This window comes from Vibrio sp. KUL78 (genome assembly GCF_059725505.1).
On record NZ_AP045837.1, the window covers coordinates 3,402,896 to 3,426,762 of the forward strand.

The window sequence follows — 23,867 nt, forward strand, 5'->3', positions numbered from 1 at the left end:
CCTGTAAGGAGTTTAAAAAGGAACCCGCTAGGTCAGCAAACCTGTGCGAGCCCCTTTTCTACCAGATAATCCAGAGGGATTATTCGTCTTCTAGCTCGATGTTGATACCTAGCGAGCGGATCTCTTTCAACAGTACGTTGAACGATTCTGGCATGCCAGGTTCCATGCTGTGGTTACCATCGACGATGTTTTTGTACATCTTCGTACGGCCGTTAACGTCATCAGACTTAACCGTTAGCATTTCTTGAAGCGTATATGCAGCACCGTATGCTTCTAGTGCCCATACTTCCATCTCACCGAAACGCTGACCACCGAACTGAGCTTTACCACCAAGTGGTTGCTGAGTTACTAGGCTGTACGAACCAGTTGAACGAGCGTGCATCTTGTCATCAACAAGGTGGTTTAGTTTCAGCATGTACATGTAACCTACAGTTACAGGACGCTCAAACGCATCACCAGTACGACCGTCAAACAGAGTTAGCTGACCAGATTCTGGTAGGTCACCCAGTTTTAGAAGTTCTTTGATAGACTTCTCAGACGCACCGTCAAAGACAGGTGTAGCAATCGGTAGACCGCCACGTAGGTTCTTAACCAGAGTACGTACTTCGTCATCAGACAGTGATGCAATATCAACGTTCTGACGAGTACCACCTAGATCGTAAACCTTCTGCAGGAATTCGCGGAATTTCGCTAGTTCTTGCTGCTCTTTTACCATCTGGTTGATCTTGTCACCGATACCTTTCGCTGCCAGACCTAAGTGAACCTCAAGGATCTGACCGATGTTCATACGCGAAGGTACACCCAGTGGGTTAAGTACGATGTCGACAGGCTGACCTTTCTCATCGTAAGGCATGTCTTCAACAGGGTTGATCTTAGAGATTACACCCTTGTTACCGTGACGACCCGCCATCTTATCACCAGGCTGGATACGACGTTTAACCGCTAGGTAAACTTTAACAATCTTAAGAACGCCAGGCGCTAGATCATCACCTTGAGTGATCTTACGACGCTTAGTTTCAAACTTCTTATCGAAGTCTGCTTTTAGCTCGTCGTACTGCTCTGCAAGTTGCTCAAGCTGAGTTTGCATTGCATCGTCTTCTAGCGTTAGCTCTAGCCACTTCTTACGATCGATAGTATCTAGTTTAGCGTCAGAGTAACCACCTTGAAGTAGTACAGCGCGAACACGGTTTAGAAGGCCACCCTCAAGAATCTGGAATTCTTCAGTTAGGTCTTTCTTCGCTTCTTTCAGCTGCATTTGCTCAATTTCTAGAGCACGCTTGTCTTTCTCTACGCCATCGCGAGTGAAGACTTGAACGTCAATGATGGTACCTGAAATAGAGTTAGGTACACGTAGTGAAGTATCTTTAACGTCAGATGCTTTTTCACCGAAGATCGCACGTAGTAGCTTCTCTTCTGGAGTTAGCTGAGTTTCACCTTTAGGCGTTACTTTACCAACTAGGATGTCGCCACCCTTAACTTCAGCACCGATGTAAACGATACCTGACTCGTCTAGTTTAGACAGAGCAGACTCACCTACGTTTGGAATATCCGCTGTGATCTCTTCAGAGCCCAGCTTAGTATCACGTGCCACACAAGATAGCTCTTGGATGTGGATAGTCGTGAAGCGGTCTTCTTGAACTACGCGCTCAGATACTAAGATCGAGTCTTCGAAGTTGTAACCGTTCCAAGGCATGAACGCGATACGCATGTTTTGACCAAGCGCTAGCTCACCAAGGTCTGTTGAAGGACCATCAGCAAGAACGTCACCGCGTGCTACTGGCTCGCCAGGTAGTACGGTTGGGCGCTGGTTAATACAAGTGTTCTGGTTCGAACGCGTGTACTTAGTCAGGTTGTAGATATCGATACCTGCTTCGCCAGGGATCAGCTCGTCTTCGTTAACTTTGATAACGATACGAGAAGCATCTACAGACTGAACGCTGCCGCCACGCTTAGCTACTGCTGTAACACCAGAGTCAACCGCTACGTTGCGCTCGATACCAGTACCAACTAGAGGCTTATCAGCCTTAAGTGTTGGAACAGCCTGACGTTGCATGTTCGCACCCATCAATGCACGGTTCGCATCATCGTGTTCTAGGAACGGGATAAGCGATGCAGCGATAGATACTACTTGGTTTGTTGCAACATCCATGTAGTTAACATGGTCGCGTGGGTGAAGACCAGATTCACCTTTTTGACGTGCTGTGATTAGCTCGTCAGCAAAAGAGCCTTCTTCCGTTAGCGCAGCGTTAGCCTGAGCGATAACGAATTGGCCTTCTTCGATTGCTGATAGGTAATCAACTTCGTCAGTTACTACACCATCAACAACGCGGCGGTACGGAGTTTCTAGGAAACCGTACTCGTTACAGCGCGCGAATGCTGATAGAGAGTTAATTAGACCGATGTTCGGACCTTCAGGCGTTTCGATAGGACATAGACGACCGTAGTGAGTTACGTGTACGTCACGTACTTCGAAGCCAGCACGCTCACGAGTTAGACCACCAGGACCCAATGCAGAAATACGACGCTTGTGCGTTACTTCTGAAAGCGGGTTGTTCTGGTCCATAAACTGAGATAGCTGTGAAGAACCGAAGAATTCTTTAACTGCCGCAGAGATAGGCTTCGCGTTGATCAGGTCTTGAGGCATGATTGCATCAAGATCACCTAGGCTCAAACGCTCTTTCACTGCACGCTCAACACGTACAAGACCAACACGGAATTGGTTCTCAGCCATTTCACCTACAGAACGGATACGACGGTTACCTAGGTGGTCGATATCATCAACTTCACCGATACCGTTACGGATCGCGATAAGCTTCTTCATCACTTCGATGATGTCAGTCTCATCCAGCGTACCCTGTTCTAGAGCATCTTCACGTAGGATAGAGCTGTTAAACTTCATACGACCAACAGTCGATAGGTCATAACGCTCTTCAGAGAAGAATAGGCTTTCGAATAGTGCTTCTGCAGCTTCTTTTGTTGGCGGCTCACCAGGGCGCATCATGCGGTAGATTTCTACCAGTGCAGAGATGCGGTCTACCGTGCTGTCGACACGTAGAGTGTCAGACATGAACGGACCGTGGTCTAGATCGTTCGTAAATAGAACTTCTAGTTTCTTAACGCCTGCCTGAGATAGGTTCGCTAGTGCTTCTAGGCTGATCTCTTGGTTTGCACCAACGATGATCTCACCTGTCGCTTCATTGATGTAGTCTTGAGAAGCTACTTTACCTACGATGTACTCGACAGGTACTTCAATGAACTCAACGCCATCTTTTTCTAGTTGACGGATGTGACGAGCAGTAACGCGACGACCAGTCTCAACATAAGTTTTGCCGTTTGCTTCGATATCGAAAGAAGCAGTCTCACCACGTAAACGCTCAGGCACCAACTCCATAAGTAGAGTTTGGTCCTTAACTTCGAAGTTTACTTTTTCGAAGAAGATATCGAGGATTTCTTGCGTAGACTTACCTAGTGCACGAAGAATGATCGATGCTGGTAGTTTACGACGACGGTCGATACGAACGTACAGGTTATCTTTCGGGTCAAACTCGAAGTCGAGCCATGAACCACGGTAAGGAATAACACGTGCGTTATAAAGAACTTTACCTGAAGAGTGAGTCTTACCCTTATCGCTGTCGAAGAACACGCCTGGGCTTCGGTGCAGCTGGGATACGATAACCCTCTCGGTACCATTGATAACGAAGGTACCATTGTCTGTCATAAGCGGAATTTCGCCCATGTAGACTTCTTGTTCTTTAATGTCTTTTACGGTACCTGCTGGTGCGTCTTTATCAAAGATAACTAGACGTAGTTTTACGCGTAGTGGCTTTGAATACGTAACGCCACGAATTTGACATTCTTTAACGTCAAATACTGGCTCACCAAGACGGTAGCTAACGTATTGCAGCTCAGAGTTGCCGTTATAGCTCTGAATTGGGAATACAGAACGAAACGCAGCTTCAAGTCCGTATTGACCCTCTGGATCCTGTTCGATGAATTTGTCGAACGAATCAAGCTGGATCGATAGCAGGTATGGAATGTCCAAAACTTGTGGACGAGTACCAAAGTCCTTACGGATGCGCTTTTTCTCGGTATAAGAGTAAACCATGGGGTTCCTCAGCTCGCTGATAAGTGACCCAAACTGCCCTTCCATCCTAGTTACTTAAGGTGGAGTATGGGGCAGTGACTAACAACTGTTTACTGTAGTGACGTTGACTCTAGCGTCGAGACAACGTTTTTTGCTTGGTGCATAGACGCTTAAACAGCGGGAAAATTCATCTATGCCCTACAGCGCAAAAAGGCCGGTGGTCAATAAACCACCAGCCATTAGCCTATTCGGCTAAGAAATTAAGCAATAATTACTTAACTTCAACAGAAGCACCAGCTTCTTCTAGCTGAGCTTTAAGAGCTTCAGCTTCAGCTTTGTCAACGCCTTCTTTTAGAGGTGCTGGAGCTGAGTCTACAAGACCTTTAGCTTCTTTAAGGCCTAGACCTGTTGCGCCACGTACCGCTTTGATAACAGCAACTTTGTTACCGCCAGCAGCAGTTAGGATTACGTCGAATTCAGTTTGCTCAGCAGCAGCTTCGCCACCAGCAGCACCGCCAGCTACAACAGCAGCTGCAGCAGATACGCCGAATTTCTCTTCCATAGCTTCGATAAGCTCAACAACTTGCATTACAGACATTTCTGCAACTGCGTCTAGGATTTGCTCGTTAGTAATAGACATAACAATTCTCTTTTAAGTCAACAATAAGTTTATTTTGCAACCAGTAAAAAGCAAGCTGATTAAGCAGCTTCTTCTTGCTTCTGGTCGCGTAGTGCAGCGATAGTACGTACCAGCTTGCCTGCAGAAGCTTCTTTCATGCACATCATTAGGCGTGCAATAGCTTCGTCGTAAGTTGGTAGTGTCGCTAGTACTTCAGCATCAGTAACCGCGCCTTCAAATGCAGCAGCTTTGATCTCGAATTCTTTGTTCTCTTTAGCGAAGTCTTTGAAAAGACGCGCTGCAGCACCTGGGTGCTCGTTAGAGAACGCGATTAGAGTAGGACCAGTGAAAGTGTCAGTTAGACACTCATAGTCAGTACCCTGAACCGCACGGCGTGCTAGAGTGTTACGCACAACTTTCAGGTAAACGCCCGCTTCACGCGCTTGTTTACGTAGAGAAGTCATTGCGCCAACTTCAACGCCACGAGAGTCAGCTACAACTGCAGAAAGTGCACCACTGGCTGCTTCGTTGACTTCAGCAACAATTGCTTTTTTGTCTTGAAGGTTTAAAGCCATCTTGGATTTACTCCTGGTTGTTTTTACACCACCCGAAATCTTCGCGATTTTGGGAGTTCATACGGTGCTTTCCAGAAGAAAGATAAACGTTACGCTCAACTTCCTTTCTATCTGGCACCATCTACGTAGGTAGTATTAAGTTCTTTACAGAACGCCTACGGTCTTGGATGGAGACTCAAATCACTAGGATTTCAGCCTCAACCACAAATTTTGATAGGCGCAAAATTATACAAGAATTTCGCGCCTATGCAAGCAATTAAGCTTGAGTGTTTAGTGTAGATTGATCTACAGAAACACCAGCACCCATAGTAGTAGAGATGCTTACTTTCTTCAGGAAAGTACCTTTCGCTGAAGACGGCTTCGCTTTCTTAAGCGCAACTAGTAGAGCTTCTAGGTTCTCTTGTAGTTGGTTAGCTTCGAAAGACACTTTACCGATGGTAGTGTGTACGATGCCGTTCTTGTCGTTACGGTAACGAACCTGACCAGCTTTAGCGTTCTTAACCGCTTCAGCAACGTTAGGAGTTACAGTACCAACTTTCGGGTTTGGCATAAGACCGCGAGGACCTAGGATAGTACCTAGTTGACCAACAACACGCATTGCATCTGGAGAAGCAACAACTACGTCGAAGTTCATTTCGCCTTTCTTAACTTGCTCAGCAAGATCTTCCATACCTACGATGTCTGCGCCAGCTTCTTTAGCTGCTTCAGCGTTTGCACCTTGAGTGAACACTGCAACGCGGATTTCGCGGCCAGTACCGTGAGGTAGTACAGTTGCACCACGTACGTTCTGGTCAGATTTACGAGCATCGATGCCTAGGTTAACAGCAACGTCTACAGACTCAACGAATTTAGCAGTTGCTAGTTCTTTAAGAAGAGCTACAGCTTCGTTGATTTCGTATTCTTTAGTTACGTCAACTTTTTCGCGGATTACGCGCATACGCTTAGTAAGTTTTGCCATGATCTTAACCCTCTACCACTAGGCCCATTGAACGAGCAGTACCCGCGATAGAACGCTTCATCGCTTCGATGTCAGCACCAGTCATATCAGCAGCTTTAGTTTCTGCGATTTCTTGTACTTGAGCGTCAGTTACTGTACCCACTTTTTCAGTGTTAGGACGACCTGAACCAGACTTAACGCCAGCAGCTTTCTTAAGAAGAACAGCAGCAGGTGGAGTCTTAGTTACGAACGTGAAAGAACGGTCGTTGTATACAGTGATTACTACTGGAGTCGGTAGACCTTTCTCAATAGATTCTGTTTTTGCGTTGAACGCTTTACAGAATTCCATGATGTTCACACCGTGTTGACCTAGAGCAGGACCAACCGGTGGACTTGGGTTTGCCATACCAGCTGCAACTTGCAGTTTGATATAAGCTTCAACTTTCTTAGCCATGATATTTCCTAATTTTGGGTTCAAGCGCTATCCGAATGGGAGAGCTCCCCGTGTTTTGAAAAAACTTTCTACAGTCATTACTGTAAAAAGGCGCGAAATTATAAGCATAATTCGCGCCTTTAACAACCCTAAAATGGTGTTTTTTTATACTCTCGTTTTTAAAGACCTAAGCCTTTAAAAAATGAGTATTAATCAAGTTTATCAACTTGACCGAATTCAAGCTCAACTGGTGTTGCACGACCAAAGATCGATACAGACACTTTCAGGCGGCTCTTCTCGTAATCCACTTCTTCAACAGTACCGTTGAAGTCAGCAAACGGACCTTCGTTAACACGTACCACTTCGCCCGCTTCGAACATCGTTCTTGGACGTGGAGCTTCGCTAGCTTTCTCTAGACGATTCAGAATAGCGTCAGCTTCTTTATCTGTGATAGGTGCTGGACGGTCAGAGGTACCACCAATGAAGCCCATGACACGCGGTACACTACGTACTAGGTGCCAAGACTCATCGTTCATGATCATCTGAACAAGAACGTAGCCTGGGAAGAACTTACGCTCGCTTTTACGGCGTTGGCCTGCGCGCATTTCCACAACTTCTTCAGTCGGTACTAGCACTTCACCAAAGTACTCTTCCATTGCGTGCATTTTGATATGTTCGCGAAGAGACTGAGCCACACGTCCTTCAAAACCAGAAAAGGCTTGAACTACGTACCAGCGTTTTTTCGGAGCTTCACTCATGAATTAACACCCTCTATAACCCGGTTATGAACGCAACAAGACGGACCATAATGCCGTCGATACCCCATAACGCAAGCGCCATTACAATACTTACTGCAAGGACAATCAGCGTAGTCTGCATTGTTTCTTGGCGTGTTGGCCAAACCACTTTGCGAACTTCTACGCGTGCTTCACGTGCGAACGTGATAGCTGCCTTACCTTTTGTTGTTGTAGCTGCAACACCAAGTGCCGCGGCAATCAATACAACCACACCTGCAGCGCGAAGAACTACAGACAGCTCTCCGTACAGGTAATTACCCACAACAGCGGCGGCTAGCAGCGCAAAAGCGACGATCCACTTAATTACATCTGCTGCATTTGAGCTATCAGGAGTTTCAGCGTTTGCTTTCATAAAACCAACCTGTGACAAGTCTTAACTAGACGACAACAACCCCGCTGCTGCAGGGCTTATTCCTTTAATGCTGGTAAAATTTGAGTCAAACCAACACATTATGCAAGGGCTCAGGTAGAAATCGCTTTCCAACTCAACCCTTATAAATCCTTTATTCATTCACTCTTTGAGCAGTCATTGAGTGAATTATGCGCCCCTATAAATAGTAGCGCAGAAAAAGGGCATCAAATGATGCCCTTTTTAGCATTGCTTAGTCAAATCTTATTCAAAGATTTTCCCAGAGCTTGCGACAATTCTAAGAATTAGTCGAAGATCTTAGCAACAACACCAGCACCTACTGTACGGCCACCTTCACGGATAGCGAAACGTAGGCCTTCATCCATTGCGATTGGAGCGATTAGCTCAACTTTCATTTGGATGTTGTCGCCAGGCATTACCATTTCTACGCCGTCTGGTAGAGAGATGTCACCAGTTACGTCAGTTGTACGGAAGTAGAACTGTGGACGGTAGCCTTTGAAGAACGGAGTATGACGGCCGCCTTCGTCTTTAGAAAGTACGTATACTTCAGACTCGAACTTAGTGTGTGGGTTGATTGAACCAGGAGCTGCAAGAACTTGACCACGTTCAACTTCGTCACGCTTAGTACCACGTAGAAGTGCACCAACGTTCTCACCAGCACGACCTTCGTCAAGAAGCTTACGGAACATCTCAACACCAGTACAAGTAGTAGTTGTAGTCTCTTTGATACCTACGATTTCTACTTCGTCACCTACGCGTAGGATACCACGCTCGATACGACCAGTTACAACAGTACCACGACCTTGGATCGAGAATACGTCTTCGATTGGTAGTAGGAACGGTTGGTCTACTGCACGCTCTGGCTCTGGGATGTAAGAGTCTAGTGCTTCAGCTAGTTCAACGATTTTCGCTTCCCACTGCTCTTCGCCGTTTAGTGCGCCTAGTGCAGAACCTTGGATAACTGGTAGGTCATCACCTGGGAATTCGTACTCAGATAGAAGTTCACGAACTTCCATTTCTACTAGCTCTAGAAGCTCTTCATCGTCAACCATGTCACATTTGTTCATGAATACGATGATGTATGGGATACCAACCTGACGGCCTAGTAGGATGTGCTCACGAGTCTGAGGCATTGGGCCGTCAGTTGCAGCAACTACAAGGATACCACCGTCCATCTGTGCAGCACCAGTGATCATGTTCTTAACATAATCCGCGTGTCCTGGACAGTCTACGTGTGCGTAGTGACGAGTTGGAGTATCGTACTCAACGTGAGAAGTTGCGATTGTGATACCGCGCTCACGCTCTTCTGGAGCGTTATCGATAGATGCGAAGTCTTTCGCTTCACCGCCGTACACTTTTGCAAGAGTAGTACAGATTGCAGCTGTTAGAGTTGTTTTACCGTGGTCAACGTGGCCGATAGTACCAACGTTTACGTGCGGTTTCGTACGTTCAAATTTTTCTTTAGACATGAGTTGTCCCTCTAGGTACGGATTTAGGTGGCTTTGAAGACCACGCAACCAAAAAATCTTGGTAATAAAGCTTCTTTCAACCAATAAACATAGTTTAGGCGAAAGAAAGTATCAAAAGGAAAATTGCTTTGAGAGCTGGTGCTGATAGGCAGACTCGAACTGCCGACCTCATCCTTACCAAGGATGCGCTCTACCACCTGAGCTATATCAGCACTCTAAATGAGTTGGAGCGGGCAGCGGGAATCGAACCCGCATCATCAGCTTGGAAGGCTGAGGTAATAGCCATTATACGATGCCCGCAACACGTAACTCTGAGAGCTATTCCCTAAAGAATATGGTGGGGGGGGACGGATTCGAACCATCGAAGGCAGTGCCGGCAGATTTACAGTCTGCTCCCTTTGGCCACTCGGGAACCCCCCCAAATTTTACTTACCATTTTCGTCATCATTGCCCTAGGCAAAGTGAAAATGGTGCCGACTACCGGAATCGAACTGGTGACCTACTGATTACAAGTCAGTTGCTCTACCTACTGAGCTAAGTCGGCATAAGTGGAGCGCATTCTATTGAATGAATCTTGTGGATGCAACCGTTAAATTAAAAAAAAATCCGATTTTCACCACATTCTTTTTGTTTGACGACTTTTTGTACACATTTCGGGGAATTAGCGTGACCTGGTTGCATGAATTATTTGATTTATCGCTTGCTTCAGGTATGTTCAGCACTCAGTCACTTTAATCCATGGTTAGGTTACCTATGAGTCCCTTTATGTCATTCAGTCGAGAGCAATGGTCAGCGCTTCGTAACGCCGTACCCATGACACTCACAGAAGAAGACCTAAAAGAGCTTCAGGGCATCAATGAAAAGCTAACCATGCAAGAAGCCACTGATGTTTACCTGCCGCTCTCTCGACTGCTTAACCTCTATGTCGCAGCAAGGCAGCGTCGTAACTCGGTACTCGGTGAGTTCCTCGGAAACAGTGAGCACACCCCACCCTTTGTTATTGGTATCGCTGGTAGTGTCGCCGTTGGCAAAAGCACCACTGCGCGTCTACTCAAGGCGTTATTAAGCCGCTGGGATAACCACCCGAAAGTGGAACTCATCACCACTGACGGTTTTCTGTATCCCAACAAAACGCTATTGGAAAAAGGGCTGATGGGTAAAAAAAGGCTTTCCTGAATCCTACGACATGCGCCGCTTGGTGCAGTTTGTCTCGGACGTTAAGGCATGTAAACGCAATGTCCAAGCCCCTGTCTACTCACACATTACTTACGATATTACCGAAGAGCAGAAAATCGTTGATCTACCGGATGTGCTGATCATTGAAGGGCTAAACGTATTGCAAAGTGGTATGGACTATCCGCACGACCCACATCGTGTGTTTATTTCTGACTTCTTGGATTTTTCACTGTACGTGGATGCCGACAGTGAGCAAATTGAGCAGTGGTATGTAAACCGCTTTATGAAATTCCGTGAGGGTGCGTTCACTAAGCCAGGCTCTTACTTTAGCCACTACACTCAGCTCACCGAAGCCGAAGCGACCTCTAAAGCGAAATCTATTTGGGCATCGATTAATGGCTTGAACCTAGAAGAGAACATATTGCCGACGAAAGAGCGTGCGCAGTTGATTTTGCAAAAGGGTGCGGATCACAGCGTTGAGACGGTGTACCTAAGAAAATAGTCGCTAATTTGGCATCGACTGTTGCGAGCCGATGCTTCAATAATCTCAGATCAGGCTTTTCTTAGCGATATTTCACCACCGACGTATGCCTCGACCCCGCGCTCGGTTTCTAACAGCACAGCGCCCGTAGCATCAATACCTTTGACGATGCCTTTAACTTCTCGAACCCCCATAATCAGCTTCACCTCTCTTTCAAGGAAGTTATCATGCTGATTCCAACGCTCAACGAAGCCGTGCAGGCCACGCAGTTCGTAGTCTTCCAGTGCGGCGTGCCACGCTTTGATAAACGCCACCACTAACTCGTTACGGCTAAACGGTTTATCGGCAACTTCACTAAGAGAGGTCCATGGTTGGTCGATACCGGTCACCTGCTCACTCATGTTCAGGTTCATACCCATACCAATCACTAGATTCGCCGCCCCACCCGCTTGACCGGACATTTCAACGAGAATGCCCGCAAGCTTCTTATCTTGATAGTAGAGATCGTTCGGCCATTTAAGCTTAACGCCATTGATTCCCAAGCTTTGCAGCGCTTCGACAATCGCCACGCCAACGACAAGGCTTAGGCCCATTGCCGCTGCCATTCCGGCTTCTAAACGCCAATACATCGAAAGGTAGAGATTGCTACCAAACGGTGACACCCACTGTCTACCTCGGCGACCACGCCCTTTGGCTTGGTACTCGGAAATACACACACTGCCCGAATCGAGTAAATCCTGTTTGTCGAGTAAGTATTGATTGGTCGAGTCGATAATTGGGATCAGCTCAAACGGTGTTGTCAGCGCTTCACCAATGACTTGCTCCGATAACAGCTCCATAGGTTGAGCCAATTGGTAACCCTTGCCTTGCACGCGAAAGATATCCACACCCCACTGTTGGATGCCTTTGATGTGCTTGCTGACCGCAGCGCGCGAGATCCCAAGCTGTTCACCAAGCGCTTCCCCCGAGTGAAAGCCGCCTTTTGATAGCTGATTTAGGATTGCCAGCTTCATTTGATGTTCTTTCATAGCAAATCCTTCAAATAAACTTCATGTTGCGCGCCCATAAAGCGAACTTCATGTTCAAGCTCTACGCCAAACTTGTTTAAGACACTTTGACGAACAAATGCCGCAAGTTCAACAATGTCCTGAGCACTCGCTCCGCTGTGATTGACTAATACAAGAGCTTGGTTGGGATGAACCATAGCACCGCCAATTTGATGCGCTTTGAGACCACACTGATCAATCAGCCATCCCGCAGCAAGCTTCATACCTTTATCAGCTGGATACGCCACCAAAGCCTCAAACTGTGCTTTGAGCGCATCATATTGCTCGCGGCTGATGATCGGATTTTTGAAAAAGCTACCGGCATTGCCCGTCACTTTGGGATCGGGAAGCTTCTCCTGACGCACCTTAACGACAATATCAAACACGGCTTTGGGCGTTGCTGTGGTTGGATCTAGTGATTGCAGCGGACCGTAACTCAGATTTGGCTGCCACTTCTTATCAAGCGCTAATCCTATTGCAGTAACAATGGCTTTATCTTTAAGCTGATGTTTGAAAATCGAATCGCGATAGCCGAATAGACACGCCTCACGCGTCAGCCTTTTCACCTCAAAGGTTTCTAAGCAAAGGTAGTCGACGTAGCTGCAAACATCTTTAAGCTCAATCCCATACGCGCCAATGTTTTGGATGGGTGCGCTGCCTGAGCAGCCAGGGATCAGGGCGAGATTTTCGATGCCCGCGTAGTTATGCTCGACACACCATTCGACCAAACTCGGCCAATCTTCCCCACCTGAGACATGCAGATGATATTGCCCGTCGGTCTCACTCACATCGATACCGCGTAAGCGATTGATAATGACTACACCTTCAAACGGTGTGGTAAACAGCATATTGCTGCCCTTGCCGAGCATAAGCTTTGGCAAAGCTAACCATTCTGGGCGTTGATAAACCGCAATAAGGTCCTCGACTGAATGGACCTCAACCAAGACATGACATTGTTGGTCGATACCAAAGGTATGGTACGGGCGAAGCTGGGCATTGTTTTGAATTTGCATGGGCGTCGATTGATGGCTTACACTGCCGCTATTCTATCCTTTTTGAAATCCGTATTGGCTATGGATACGTTAAATTTCGGTGTGCTTGACCCAATAAAGCTGCCAATAGCAAAGAAACTCTACAAAGCGCACTACCCCGCGGGTAAGCCAAAAAGCGACGAACGCATTCTTACTTTAAGTCGCAATCAATCGCTCAGTGCACTGGTGCGCTTTCGAACAATTGAGCATTACCGACTGATGACCGGCATGCTGGTTTTACCGGAACAGCGTGGCGCTGGTCTCGGCCACCAATTGATGACGCATTTAGAGCAAGGTGAACTCAAAGACGGAGACTACTGCTTCGCTTTGTCACACCTTGAACGCTTTTACTCACAACATGGCTTTGAAACCATAAACGAGGATTCATTACCAAATCCGCTTAAGCAACTGTTTTCTCGCTACATTAGCGGTGGGAAATCGCTGTTAGCAATGCGTTACATTGATCCCCGTTAAACTTATCAACGGTTTACTACCCATTTGGGGCAAGAGTTTGGTAAAATTCTAGGTTCGCAATTTTGCAATGACCAAAGGTACAGTCTCTACATGATGGCTTTTAGGAACTCTTTTGAACAGCTTCCCTCTATCGCACAGGATCCGAGCAAGCTCGATGTTTTGCTCTCCGCCAGCGACTATCGCGAATATTTAATTCAAGCGATACGCGAAGCAAAGTCAAGAATCTACCTAGTCGCACTGTATTTAGAAGATGATGAGGCAGGTCGCCAGATTTTGACTGAGCTTTATCAGGCGAAACAGAACAACCCTGCCCTAGATATCGCAATCTGTGTTGATTGGCATCGCGCTCAGCGTGGCCTTATTGGCGCTAAACAATCCGATGGCAATGCAGTGATGTACCGTGAGTTTCGCGAGAAATACGAACATGCCGTCCCTGTATACGGCATTCCTGTTCGTGGTCGAGAGGTGTTTGGCGTTTTGCACCTTAAAGGGTTTATCGTCGATGACAAGGTAATTTATAGCGGCGCTAGCCTCAATAACATCTACTTGAACTACCAAGACCGTTACCGTTTTGACCGCTATCACGTGCTTGAGAATCCAAGGCTTGCCGACAGTATGGCGAACTTTGTCGCTTCAGAGATGATCGCTAACCCTGCGGTTAATGATCTCTCGCTACCAAAGAAGCCGACCACCAAAGAAATCAAAGCCGAGATCCGCCAACTGCGTGGCTCACTATCCCAAGCTCGTTATGAATTCGATGCTGAGCCTGCTAATGAACACCAGGTGTCCGTCACGCCGATCGTGGGCATTGGTAAGCGACGCAACAAGCTAAACCAGAGCATCAATCAGCTTCTGGCAAGCGCCAAGGACGAGATTTTTATTTGTACGCCTTACTTTAACTTCCCTAAATCGGTCGCTAAAGAGATCAAGCGCGCATTAAAGCGCGGTGTAAAAGTGCGTATCATCGTCGGTGACAAGACGGCTAACGATTTCTACATTTCACCAGAAGAAGACTTTAAGACCATTGGTGGTCTGCCTTATCTGTATGAAATGAATCTACGTCGTTTCGCCAAAGCCAACGAAGCGCACATCGCAAGCCGTAATCTGTGCATCCGTCTTTGGAAGCACGATGACAACAGCTTCCACTTGAAAGGTATTTGGGTAGATAAGCGTTATATGCTGATCACAGGAAACAACCTGAACCCACGCGCTTGGAGCCTAGATCTCGAGAACGCGATTCTGATTCAGGATCACTACTCGCACCTAGTTGATAAGTTTGATGCTGAGATTGAGAATATTCTTGAGCATACTCAGCTGATTTGTACTTATAAGCAGTTGGAGAAGGTTGAGAACTATCCGCTGCCGGTGCAGAAGTTATTGAAGAAGATTACTCGGGTTAGGGCTGATCGGGTTTTGAAGCAGTTGCTTTAAGAGATTAAAGAGCTTTACCCCTCCTAGCCTCCCCTTAGTAAGGGGAGGAACGACTGGCTCGCTGGCGCGTAGCCATTGTAAATTAAGACAGCGATGCGACGATAGGAGCTAGCCTGTAGTTCTCCCCCTAGATAGGGGGAGCTAGAGGGGGTAAACTCGAAACTCAAATAAAAACCCTAGACTCAACCCAAACCCCAAACACAAAAAAAACCAGCCTCTTGAACTGACCCCCAATAGTTGGACACCAATTATTGGGGGTCTTTTTTATGTCCAAGTACAGCAGAGCATTAAAATGCTCGATAGCAAAACAATATCTACAAGGCGAGAGTTCATCCGGTGAGCTTTCTCGTCTTCATTCCATACCATCACGTCAAATACGTTACTGGGCTCAAGTGCTTGATATTCATGGTGCTCAAGCATTTATGCCTCATGGGTTTGCAAAAGAACGCACAAACCAAACTGCAAGCCTTAAAACACATGTGGACGAATGGTTGGTCTGTCGGCCACACTAGTGCGGTACTGAATTTTTCGTCTCCTGGCACTCTCTCCGTTTGGCTCAAACAATACGAAAGAGATGGTATCCAGGGGCTTGAGTGTAGCAAAGGACGACCAACAATGAGTAAGCACCCCTTTATTCAAGATAAGCACGATGATGAGAAGACATTGGAAGAACTCAAAGAGGAGTTAGCGTACTTGCGAGCAGAGAACGCTGTCTTAAAAAAGTTAGAGGAGCTGGAACAGGAGAAACGTCGTCGAACACAGAAAAAACGAAAGTAGTTCTAGCTCTTAGAAATCAACATCTACAACAACATCTCTTGCATACCCTTAAGTTAGCGAGAAGTAGCTTCTATTATCACGCGCAGTCGAGCAACGCCGCCGATAGCTATCAAGATGAGAAGCAGTTGATCGAGAAAATATATCATGACCACAAAGGGAGATATGGCTATCGTCGCATTCACCTCGAGTTAAGGAGGCGTAACGTCACTCTTAACCACAAGACAGTCCAACGTCTGATGAGGTTACTTGGCCTAAAATCAACGGTTAGGCCCAAGCGATACAGCTCATACAAGGGAGAGGCAGGAACAACCGCACCAAATGTGCTTGAGCGGGACTTCAATGCAACGAAGCCTGATGAAAAGTGGGTAACGGATGTTACTGAGTTTAAAGTTAAGCAGCAGAAGGTGTACTTATCACCAATCGTCGATCTGTTTACGCAGGAAGTCGTCGCTTATAAGGTTGCAAAAAACGCGTGCTTACCTCTGGTCACAGACATGCTGACAGAGGCAGTTGCGACTTTAGATGAGAACTCAAAGCCAATCGTTCATAGCGATCAAGGGTGGCAATATAGGCATAGGAAATATCAGAAAACTCTCGCTGACAGGGGGTTAACTCAAAGTATGTCGCGAAAAGGAAACTGTTTGGATAATGCGGTGGCAGAGAACTTCTTTGCCTTGCTGAAAACAGAAATGTACCATAATCAGCACTTTGAAGATGCGGATGACTTAATCGAACAAATTGATGAATACATCGAGTATTACAATACAAAGCGCATCAAAGTGAAACTAAAAGGCCTGACTCCGATGGAATATCGAAATCAGGCCTTACAAGCCGCATAACAGAAATGTCCAACTTTATGGGGTCACTTCATCTCGGCTGGTTTTTTCACATCTCACCTAAATCAATTAAGACTTAGCTTCACGGCTTGCACGCTTACGGTCGCTTTCCGATAGGAACTTCTTACGGATGCGGATGCTTTCAGGTGTTACTTCTACTAGCTCGTCATCGTCGATGAACTCAAGCGCTTGCTCTAGAGTCATGATTATTGGCGGAGTAAGAACCTGTGCGTCATCTGTACCAGATGCACGAACGTTAGTTAGCTGCTTACCTTTAAGCGGGTTAACCGTTAGGTCGTTGTCGCGGCTGTGGATACCGATAACCATGCCTTCGTAAACCTCAACACCGTGACCGATGAACATACGGCCGCGCTCTTGCAGGTTAAACAGTGCGTTAGTTAGCGCTTTACCAGCACCGTTCGAGATAAGTACACCGTTTACACGCTGACCGATCTCACCGCCCTTGAATGGACCGTAGTGATCGAACGTGTGGTATAGAAGACCAGAACCAGACGTTAGTGTCATGAACTCAGTTTGGAAACCGATTAGACCACGAGATGGCATCATGAAGTCCATACGGATACGGCCTTTACCATCTGGAGCCATGTCAGTTAGCTCACCCTTACGAAGACCGATAGCTTCCATGATGCTACCTTGGTGCTCTTCAACTACGTCGATAGTTACTGTTTCGTATGGCTCTTGCTTCTGACCATCTTCTTCTTTGATGATAACTTCAGGACGAGAAACCGCTAGCTCGAAGCCTTCACGACGCATGTTTTCGATAAGGATAGATAGGTGTAGCTCACCACGACCTGATACACGGAACTTGTCTGGATCGTCAAGTTGCTCAACACGCAGTGCAACGTTGTGTACCAATTCTTTCTCTAGACGCTCAAGGATGTTACGTGAAGTCACGAACTTACCTTCTTTACCTGCGAATGGAGAGGTGTTTACTTGGAAGGTCATGGTAACTGTTGGTTCATCAACAGACAGTGCTGGTAGCGCTTCAACTTCACCCTGAGCACAGATAGTGTCAGAGATTTTTAGCTCGCCAAGACCCGTGATAGCGATGATGTCGCCCGCCGTTGCTTGTTGAACTTCGTGACGCTCAAGGCCAAGGTAACCAAGGATAGTACCGACTTTACCGTTGCGAGTCTTACCGTCAGCGCCGACAACAGTTACTTGTTGGTTAGGCTTAACCGTACCGCGAGTTACACGGCCTACACCGATAACACCGACGTATGAGCTGTAGTCTAGCTGAGAGATCTGCATCTGCAATGCACCCTCTGGGTCGACTGCTGGTGCTTCTACGTTGTCAACGATAGCTTGGAATAGTGCTTCCATGTTCTCGCCTTCTTCGCCTTCTTCAAGCGTAGCCCAGCCGTTTAGTGCCGATGCGTAAACCACTTGGAAGTCTAGCTGCTCGTCAGAAGCACCTAGGTTGTCGAATAGGTCGAATACTTGATCCATAACCCAATCAGGACGAGCACCCGGACGGTCAATCTTGTTGATTACAACGATTGGCTTAAGACCGTGCGCGAATGCTTTTTGCGTTACGAAACGCGTTTGTGGCATTGGACCGTCTACTGCGTCAACGATAAGTAGTACTGAGTCTACCATCGACATAATACGCTCTACTTCACCACCGAAGTCCGCGTGTCCCGGAGTATCTACGATGTTGATGTGGTAGTCGTTCCAGTTGATCGCGGTATTCTTAGCAAGAATGGTAATACCACGCTCTTTTTCAATATCGTTCGAGTCCATAACTCGCTCTTCAGTTTCACCGCGAGACTCAAGAGTACCGGATTGCTGAAGCAGCTTGTCAACAAGGGTAGTTTTACCGTGGTCAACGTGCGCGATAATCGCAATGTTTCTTAACTTATCAATCTGTGGAGTTGACATAGATTTCTTTCACTCAGTCAAGAGTCGCCGCACGATAGCCGCTGACTCGATTAAAAAAACGCCCGCAATATACCAGAAATATCGAGAGTTGTGATCTTCTTCGTTGAAATCTTGCTTAAACATAGTCGGTTTACACTGCTTTTGCTGCATATAGAGAGGGAAAACCTGGGTTTCACCAAAACTGCGCAACATGAAACGTCATGAAAAGGTATCGGTTGACAGGCGCGCCAAAACCATGCTGAATGTATGGGCTATTTGATTCAACTTGGTGCAATAATTTAACATTGCACACTTATGGTGCAATCAATGATCATTTTGGTGCAAACGTTTGCTCCAATTTGGGACTAAGTTTTTCATAGCATTGAAAAATAAAGGATTTATTTTTTGGCACGGTTTTAGCTTTACTAGAATCAGCATCGATTAACGCACTTCAATGAGCAGACGTTAATCAATGCCGATTAACACTAATCGTGCACTTAACCGCTTTAATAACACTGGAGGTTTTCCAAGATGTCAGTAGAAAATGTTCTATCGCTGATCCAAGAGAACGAAGTTAAATTCGTAGATCTACGCTTTACAGATACTAAGGGTAAAGAACAACACGTTTCTATCCCTGCTCACCAAGTAGACGCAGACTTCTTTGAAGAAGGTAAAATGTTTGACGGTTCTTCTGTTGCTGGCTGGAAAGGCATCAACGAGTCAGACATGGTGATGATGCCAGACGCAGCAAGCGCGGTTCTTGACCCATTCACTGAAGATGCGACTCTGAACATTCGTTGTGACATCCTAGAGCCTGCAACTATGCAAGGCTACGACCGTGACCCACGTTCAATCGCTAAGCGCGCTGAAGACTTCCTACGTTCAACAGGTATCGCTGATACTGTTCTAGTTGGTCCAGAGCCAGAATTCTTCCTATTCGACGACGTTAAGTTTGCAACAGACATGTCTGGTTCATTCTTCAAGATCGATGACGTAGAAGCAGCTTGGAACACAGGTACAGACTTCGAAGGCGGTAACAAAGGTCACCGTCCTGGCGTTAAAGGTGGTTACTTCCCAGTAGCTCCAGTTGACTCTTCTCAAGACATCCGCTCTGCAATGTGTCTAGTTCTAGAAGAAATGGGTCAAGTCGTTGAAGCTCACCACCACGAAGTAGCAACTGCGGGTCAGAACGAAATCGCAACTCGTTTCAACACGCTAACAGCGAAAGCGGACGAAATCCAAGTTTACAAGTACGTTGTACACAACGTTGCTCACGCATTTGGTAAGACGGCAACATTCATGCCTAAGCCACTAGTAGGTGACAACGGTTCTGGTATGCACGTTCACCAATCTCTAGCGAAAGACGGTGTTAACCTATTCGCTGGCGACAAGTACGGCGGCCTATCTGAAATGGCGCTTTACTACATCGGTGGTATCATCAAGCACGCTAAAGCAATCAACGCATTTGCTAACGCATCAACTAACTCGTACAAGCGTCTTGTACCAGGCTTCGAAGCACCAGTTATGCTTGCATACTCTGCACGTAACCGTTCTGCTTCTATCCGTATCCCAGTGGTACCAAGCCCGAAAGCACGTCGTATCGAGCTACGTTTCGGTGACCCATCAGCGAACCCATACCTATGTTTTGCTGCAATGCTTATGGCTGGTCTTGACGGTATCAAGAACAAGATCCACCCAGGCGAAGCGATGGATAAAGACCTTTACGATCTACCAGCTGAAGAAGCGGCAGAGATCCCAACAGTGGCTTACTCACTAAAAGAAGCGCTAGAGTGCCTAGACGCTGACCGTGAGTTCCTAACTGCTGGCGGTGTATTCTCTGATGACTTTATCGATTCTTACATCGACCTTAAGTCTCAAGACGTAGAGAAAGTAAACATGACAACTCACCCACTTGAGTTCGAACTATACTACTCTGTTTAATAAACACTTTGTTTAGTAGATAGACCTGTATACGTTACATGTTTTCATAATTATTAGGCTCGCCTCGCAGGCGGGCCTTTTTCGTATTCAGCCCTTTATAGACTCGGGCTAGCATGGACTTTATCTTTCTATTTGATTGAAGGTTCAAGCATGAATTCCGTCTGGCTCTGTTCCCCCGCTCTATTTCGCTCTCGGCTTTTAAGTTTCAGTATATTGGGACTCAGCCTTTTTAGTGCTAACTCGTATACAAGCGAAGTCTATGTCTGGAAAGATACACAGGGTAATCTTCACTTTAGTGACTTTCCCGAGCACAAAGACGCCAAACGCATTGAACTCCCTGACGCCCCTCCTCCACCTCAAGTATTGAATGAGAGCGATGTCGATTGGACCTCTAGCTCCCTTACGGACAAAGAGGACAAAAGCAGCAGTGCTCTTCCTTTGAGCGTGAGTATCCGCTTTCCAAAGCATGACGCGACCATTCGCAGCAACGCCGGCGTTATCGATGTTATTGCAGAACTCACACCCAATCTCAGAACGGATCAGCAGCTTCAATTACTGCTCGATGGCTCGCCAGTTATGCCTCCGCAATCGAATCCTAAGTGGCGACTCAATAACATCGATCGCGGTACACACACGTTAACACTTCAGATTCTACAAAGCGGCAAGGTAATTGCATCATCAGATACAATTACTGTGCATCTTCATCGTGCATCGGTGCAATAGAGAGCCTATCTACCCTGACGCTTTTACTCTAACCCAAATTGCGCCATACTTAGCTCATTAGATGCACCAAATTAGTGCATTGAGTTTTCGATGCTCGTGCAATGCACCATTTTTGAACAGAGTAAGGATAGCGTGTGGCGAATTGTGAATTGACGGATGCAATACTCAATAATGTGGTAACCGCCACGTTGATGCTAAATGAAGGGCTAACGGTTCAGTATGCCAACCCCTCAGCGGAGCAATTGTTTTCTCAAAGCTCAAAGCGCCTGGTTGGCTGCCATTTGTCTCAGATTATCCAACATGCCTCCCTCGATTTAGCACTGCTGACACAACCGCTGCAAAGCGGCCAGAGCATTACCGATAGCGACGTCACCTTTGTCGTTGACGGAAAACCCTTGTTGCTCGAGGTGACCGTAAGTCCGCTTTCTTGGAATAAAGAGCTGATGTTGCTGATTGAAATGCGCAAGATCGGCCAGCAAAAAAGGCTGACGCAAGAGCTTAACCAACACGCCCAACAACAGGCGGCTAAGCTTTTGGTTCGCGGGTTAGCGCATGAGATAAAAAATCCACTCGGTGGACTTCGCGGCGCAGCACAACTGCTATCCAAGATGCTCCCAGACCCGTCACTCAATGAATACACCAATATCATTATTGAGCAGGCTGATAGGCTCAGGGCTCTGGTTGATCGTCTACTTGGACCCCAAAAGCCGGGGACTAAAAAACAAGAAAACCTGCACCTAATACTGGAAAAGGTTCGCCAACTGGTGGAGCTAGACGCTGGCACCGGGATAGCAATCGAGCGCGACTATGATCCGAGTCTCCCTCCAATACTGATGGATACCGACCAAATCGAGCAGGCGTTGCTTAATATCACCAGTAATGCCGCACAGATCTTGTCCAAGCAAGAGAATGGCATGATCACGCTGCGTACCCGCACCGTTCATCAAGCCAACATTCACGGACAGCGTCATAAACTCGCCGCTCGCATAGAAATTATCGACAATGGACCAGGCATTCCTGCCGAGCTTCAAGACACACTGTTTTACCCTATGGTCAGTGGTCGCGAAGGCGGTACCGGACTTGGTTTGTCCATTTCGCAGAACTTGATCGACCAACACAATGGAAAAATAGACGTAGAAAGTTGGCCCGGTCGTACCATTTTTACTATTTATCTGCCCATTTAAACGCCCTGAGAGGTTGTTGGATGAGCTTGCTGTAAGGAAGTTTGGCTATGAGTAAAGGATATGTATGGGTCGTCGATGACGACAGCTCAATACGATGGGTTATGGATAAAACCCTGTCGTCAGCAAATATCAAATGTGAGACCTTCGCGGATGCCGAAAGCGTATTGATGGCGCTTGAGCGAGAGACGCCTGACGTATTGGTGTCGGACATTCGCATGCCGGGTATCGATGGTATAGAGCTTTTAAATCGCGTCCAACAAAGCGCACCAGAGCTTCCTGTTATCATCATGACGGCGCACTCCGATCTAGACGCCGCAGTAAATGCCTATCAAAAAGGTGCCTTCGAGTATCTGCCTAAACCCTTTGATATCGACGAAACCTTAACGCTCGTCGAGCGAGCCATCACTCATAGCCAAGAGCAAAAAAGTGCTCTAAGCAGTGACGATACGATTACGGCAGAAGCGCCAGAGATCATCGGTGAAGCCCCTGCGATGCAGGAAGTGTTTCGCGCTATCGGCCGCCTCTCTCGCTCTTCTATCTCGGTCTTGATTAACGGAGAATCTGGTACGGGTAAAGAGTTGGTCGCCCATGCTCTGCACAGACATAGCCCACGCTCTGCAAAACCTTTTATCGCACTAAACATGGCGGCCATCCCTAAAGATCTCATCGAATCGGAACTGTTTGGTCACGAGAAAGGCGCCTTTACCGGCGCTAATAGCGTTAGGCAGGGTCGCTTCGAACAGGCAAACGGCGGCACACTGTTCTTGGATGAGATTGGTGACATGCCTCTTGATATCCAAACCCGCTTACTGCGTGTTTTGGCAGACGGCCAGTTCTACCGCGTGGGTGGTCACTCAGCAGTTAAGGTGGATGTTCGTATCGTTGCGGCGACGCACCAGAATCTGGAAAAGCTGGTTAACGATGGCGAGTTTCGTGAGGATTTGTTTCACCGCCTCAATGTTATCCGCATCCATATTCCAGCACTGAGAGAGCGCAAGCAGGATATTGAAAAACTCACTCTACACTTCCTGTCTCTGGCAGCGGAGGAGCTTGGCGTCGAGACCAAATCGCTCAACCCAGACACTGTAGAGATCCTTAATAAGCTGGATTGGCCAGGTAACGTACGTCAGCTCGAGAACACCTGTCGCTGGTTGACAGTCATGGCGAGTGGCAGCGAAATACTGCCGAACGACCTACCGCCAGAACTGCTCGATGAACCAAAGCGCATGACAGAGATGAGTGGTGGCGACTGGCAGCAGCTTCTTTCTTCATGGGCATCACAAGCCCTAGAGTCTGGAGAGACTGAAATCCTTAACCGAGCTCAGCCTGAATTCGAACGTATCTTGCTTGAGGCGGCACTTTCTCACACCAATGGTCACAAGCAGGATGCCGCTAAAGTTTTAGGCTGGGGTCGTAACACTCTGACTCGTAAGCTAAAAGAACTCTACTAATACTGACGTCACACATTCGCACACACTTTACCGACAAAACTATCACTTATTTAGGCCATTAATTGTGTTAATGGCCTAAACTTTACCCCCGCTCTGCCGATTTATTATAGAGACTGGCGAAACCCTCGCCCGTTAACTTCATTCTGTTTGT

20 protein-coding genes, 4 tRNA genes and 1 pseudogene are annotated in these 23,867 nt (G+C 47.0%); 9 read left to right on the top strand and 16 right to left on the bottom strand.

The features are described from left to right. Window positions 1-79: 79 nt before the first annotated feature. The 12 genes from rpoB to AC6I8Y_RS15835 form a co-directional block, all read right to left on the bottom strand. The gene (rpoB, locus tag AC6I8Y_RS15780; RefSeq protein WP_394153085.1) at window positions 80-4,105 is read right to left on the bottom strand and encodes a DNA-directed RNA polymerase subunit beta; all 4,026 of its coding nucleotides are present in this window, start codon (window positions 4,103-4,105) and stop codon (window positions 80-82) included. Window positions 4,106-4,355: 250 nt separating this feature from the next. Continuing rightward, window positions 4,356-4,724: a 50S ribosomal protein L7/L12 gene (rplL, locus tag AC6I8Y_RS15785; protein WP_031493851.1), complete on the bottom strand. Its 369-nt coding sequence runs from the start codon at window positions 4,722-4,724 to the stop codon at window positions 4,356-4,358. A gap of 59 nt (window positions 4,725-4,783) precedes the next feature. Beyond that, a complete protein-coding gene (gene rplJ, locus AC6I8Y_RS15790; protein ID WP_096995134.1) occupies window positions 4,784-5,278 on the bottom strand; it encodes a 50S ribosomal protein L10 in 495 nt (164 codons plus the stop codon). Between the two features lie 256 nt (window positions 5,279-5,534). Then, complete coding sequence (gene rplA, locus AC6I8Y_RS15795) at window positions 5,535-6,236, bottom strand: 50S ribosomal protein L1 (RefSeq protein WP_042503215.1); 702 nt, start codon at window positions 6,234-6,236, stop codon at window positions 5,535-5,537. 4 nt (window positions 6,237-6,240) lie between these two features. Further along, window positions 6,241-6,669, bottom strand: a complete 429-nt coding sequence (gene rplK / locus AC6I8Y_RS15800; protein WP_112460208.1) for a 50S ribosomal protein L11 — start codon at window positions 6,667-6,669, stop codon at window positions 6,241-6,243. A gap of 188 nt (window positions 6,670-6,857) precedes the next feature. Continuing rightward, the gene (gene nusG, locus AC6I8Y_RS15805) at window positions 6,858-7,406 is read right to left on the bottom strand and encodes a transcription termination/antitermination protein NusG (RefSeq protein ID WP_103882680.1); all 549 of its coding nucleotides are present in this window, start codon (window positions 7,404-7,406) and stop codon (window positions 6,858-6,860) included. 13 nt (window positions 7,407-7,419) lie between these two features. Beyond that, complete coding sequence (gene secE, locus AC6I8Y_RS15810) at window positions 7,420-7,797, bottom strand: preprotein translocase subunit SecE (protein ID WP_042478967.1); 378 nt, start codon at window positions 7,795-7,797, stop codon at window positions 7,420-7,422. A 302-nt stretch (window positions 7,798-8,099) separates the two neighbouring features. Next, entirely contained in the window at window positions 8,100-9,284 is a 1,185-nt protein-coding gene (gene tuf / locus AC6I8Y_RS15815) for an elongation factor Tu (RefSeq protein ID WP_498020523.1), read from the bottom strand. 136 nt (window positions 9,285-9,420) lie between these two features. After that, a tRNA-Thr gene (locus AC6I8Y_RS15820) sits at window positions 9,421-9,496 on the bottom strand. A 13-nt stretch (window positions 9,497-9,509) separates the two neighbouring features. Further along, window positions 9,510-9,584 (bottom strand) — tRNA-Gly (locus tag AC6I8Y_RS15825). Between the two features lie 35 nt (window positions 9,585-9,619). Beyond that, window positions 9,620-9,704: transfer RNA gene (locus AC6I8Y_RS15830), tRNA-Tyr, on the bottom strand. A 48-nt stretch (window positions 9,705-9,752) separates the two neighbouring features. Continuing rightward, window positions 9,753-9,828, bottom strand: a tRNA-Thr gene (locus AC6I8Y_RS15835). A gap of 209 nt (window positions 9,829-10,037) precedes the next feature. On the opposite strand from AC6I8Y_RS15835, the pseudogene coaA reads away from it, so the two are divergent. Then, window positions 10,038-10,962 (top strand): annotated as a pseudogene (gene coaA, locus AC6I8Y_RS15840) (type I pantothenate kinase). A gap of 50 nt (window positions 10,963-11,012) precedes the next feature. On the opposite strand, the gene birA reads toward coaA, so the two are convergent. Together birA and murB are read right to left on the bottom strand one after the other, a co-directional pair. Then, window positions 11,013-11,969 (bottom strand): bifunctional biotin--[acetyl-CoA-carboxylase] ligase/biotin operon repressor BirA, encoded by a 957-nt coding sequence (gene birA / locus AC6I8Y_RS15845; protein ID WP_498020524.1) that lies wholly within the window; start codon window positions 11,967-11,969, stop codon window positions 11,013-11,015. Further along, window positions 11,966-13,000, bottom strand: coding sequence for a UDP-N-acetylmuramate dehydrogenase (murB, locus tag AC6I8Y_RS15850; RefSeq protein ID WP_498020525.1), 1,035 nt, complete (start codon window positions 12,998-13,000; stop codon window positions 11,966-11,968). The genes birA and murB overlap by 4 nt, the downstream gene beginning before the upstream one ends. A 60-nt stretch (window positions 13,001-13,060) precedes the next feature. Between murB and AC6I8Y_RS15855 the strand changes: the two genes are divergently transcribed. Continuing rightward, the gene (locus tag AC6I8Y_RS15855; RefSeq protein ID WP_394154668.1) at window positions 13,061-13,492 is read left to right on the top strand and encodes a GNAT family N-acetyltransferase; all 432 of its coding nucleotides are present in this window, start codon (window positions 13,061-13,063) and stop codon (window positions 13,490-13,492) included. A gap of 90 nt (window positions 13,493-13,582) precedes the next feature. After that, window positions 13,583-14,923: a CDP-diacylglycerol--serine O-phosphatidyltransferase gene (gene pssA / locus AC6I8Y_RS15860; protein WP_498020526.1), complete on the top strand. Its 1,341-nt coding sequence runs from the start codon at window positions 13,583-13,585 to the stop codon at window positions 14,921-14,923. 264 nt (window positions 14,924-15,187) lie between these two features. On the opposite strand, the gene AC6I8Y_RS15865 is transcribed toward pssA, so the two are convergent. Continuing rightward, complete coding sequence (locus tag AC6I8Y_RS15865) at window positions 15,188-15,343, bottom strand: hypothetical protein (RefSeq protein ID WP_498020145.1); 156 nt, start codon at window positions 15,341-15,343, stop codon at window positions 15,188-15,190. A 9-nt stretch (window positions 15,344-15,352) separates the two neighbouring features. On the opposite strand from AC6I8Y_RS15865, the gene AC6I8Y_RS15870 reads away from it, so the two are divergent. Then, a complete protein-coding gene (locus AC6I8Y_RS15870) occupies window positions 15,353-15,700 on the top strand; it encodes a helix-turn-helix domain-containing protein (protein ID WP_498020144.1) in 348 nt (115 codons plus the stop codon). Beyond that, window positions 15,586-16,539, top strand: coding sequence for an IS3 family transposase (locus AC6I8Y_RS15875; RefSeq protein WP_498021429.1), 954 nt, complete (start codon window positions 15,586-15,588; stop codon window positions 16,537-16,539). The genes AC6I8Y_RS15870 and AC6I8Y_RS15875 overlap by 115 nt, the downstream gene beginning before the upstream one ends. A 66-nt stretch (window positions 16,540-16,605) precedes the next feature. On the opposite strand, the gene typA is transcribed toward AC6I8Y_RS15875, so the two are convergent. Continuing rightward, a complete protein-coding gene (gene typA, locus AC6I8Y_RS15880) occupies window positions 16,606-18,438 on the bottom strand; it encodes a translational GTPase TypA (protein ID WP_498020528.1) in 1,833 nt (610 codons plus the stop codon). 510 nt (window positions 18,439-18,948) lie between these two features. Here typA and glnA point away from each other — a divergent pair. From glnA to glnG, 4 genes are all read left to right on the top strand, one after another. Then, entirely contained in the window at window positions 18,949-20,358 is a 1,410-nt protein-coding gene (gene glnA, locus AC6I8Y_RS15885) for a glutamate--ammonia ligase (protein WP_042478804.1), read from the top strand. A gap of 213 nt (window positions 20,359-20,571) precedes the next feature. Then, the gene (locus AC6I8Y_RS15890) at window positions 20,572-21,081 is read left to right on the top strand and encodes a DUF4124 domain-containing protein (RefSeq protein ID WP_498020529.1); all 510 of its coding nucleotides are present in this window, start codon (window positions 20,572-20,574) and stop codon (window positions 21,079-21,081) included. Window positions 21,082-21,272: 191 nt separating this feature from the next. Then, on the top strand, window positions 21,273-22,265 hold the full coding sequence (glnL, locus tag AC6I8Y_RS15895; protein ID WP_234496026.1) for a nitrogen regulation protein NR(II): 993 nt from the start codon (window positions 21,273-21,275) through the stop codon (window positions 22,263-22,265). A gap of 47 nt (window positions 22,266-22,312) precedes the next feature. Continuing rightward, entirely contained in the window at window positions 22,313-23,716 is a 1,404-nt protein-coding gene (gene glnG / locus AC6I8Y_RS15900) for a nitrogen regulation protein NR(I) (RefSeq protein ID WP_234494961.1), read from the top strand. Window positions 23,717-23,867 lie beyond the last annotated feature (151 nt).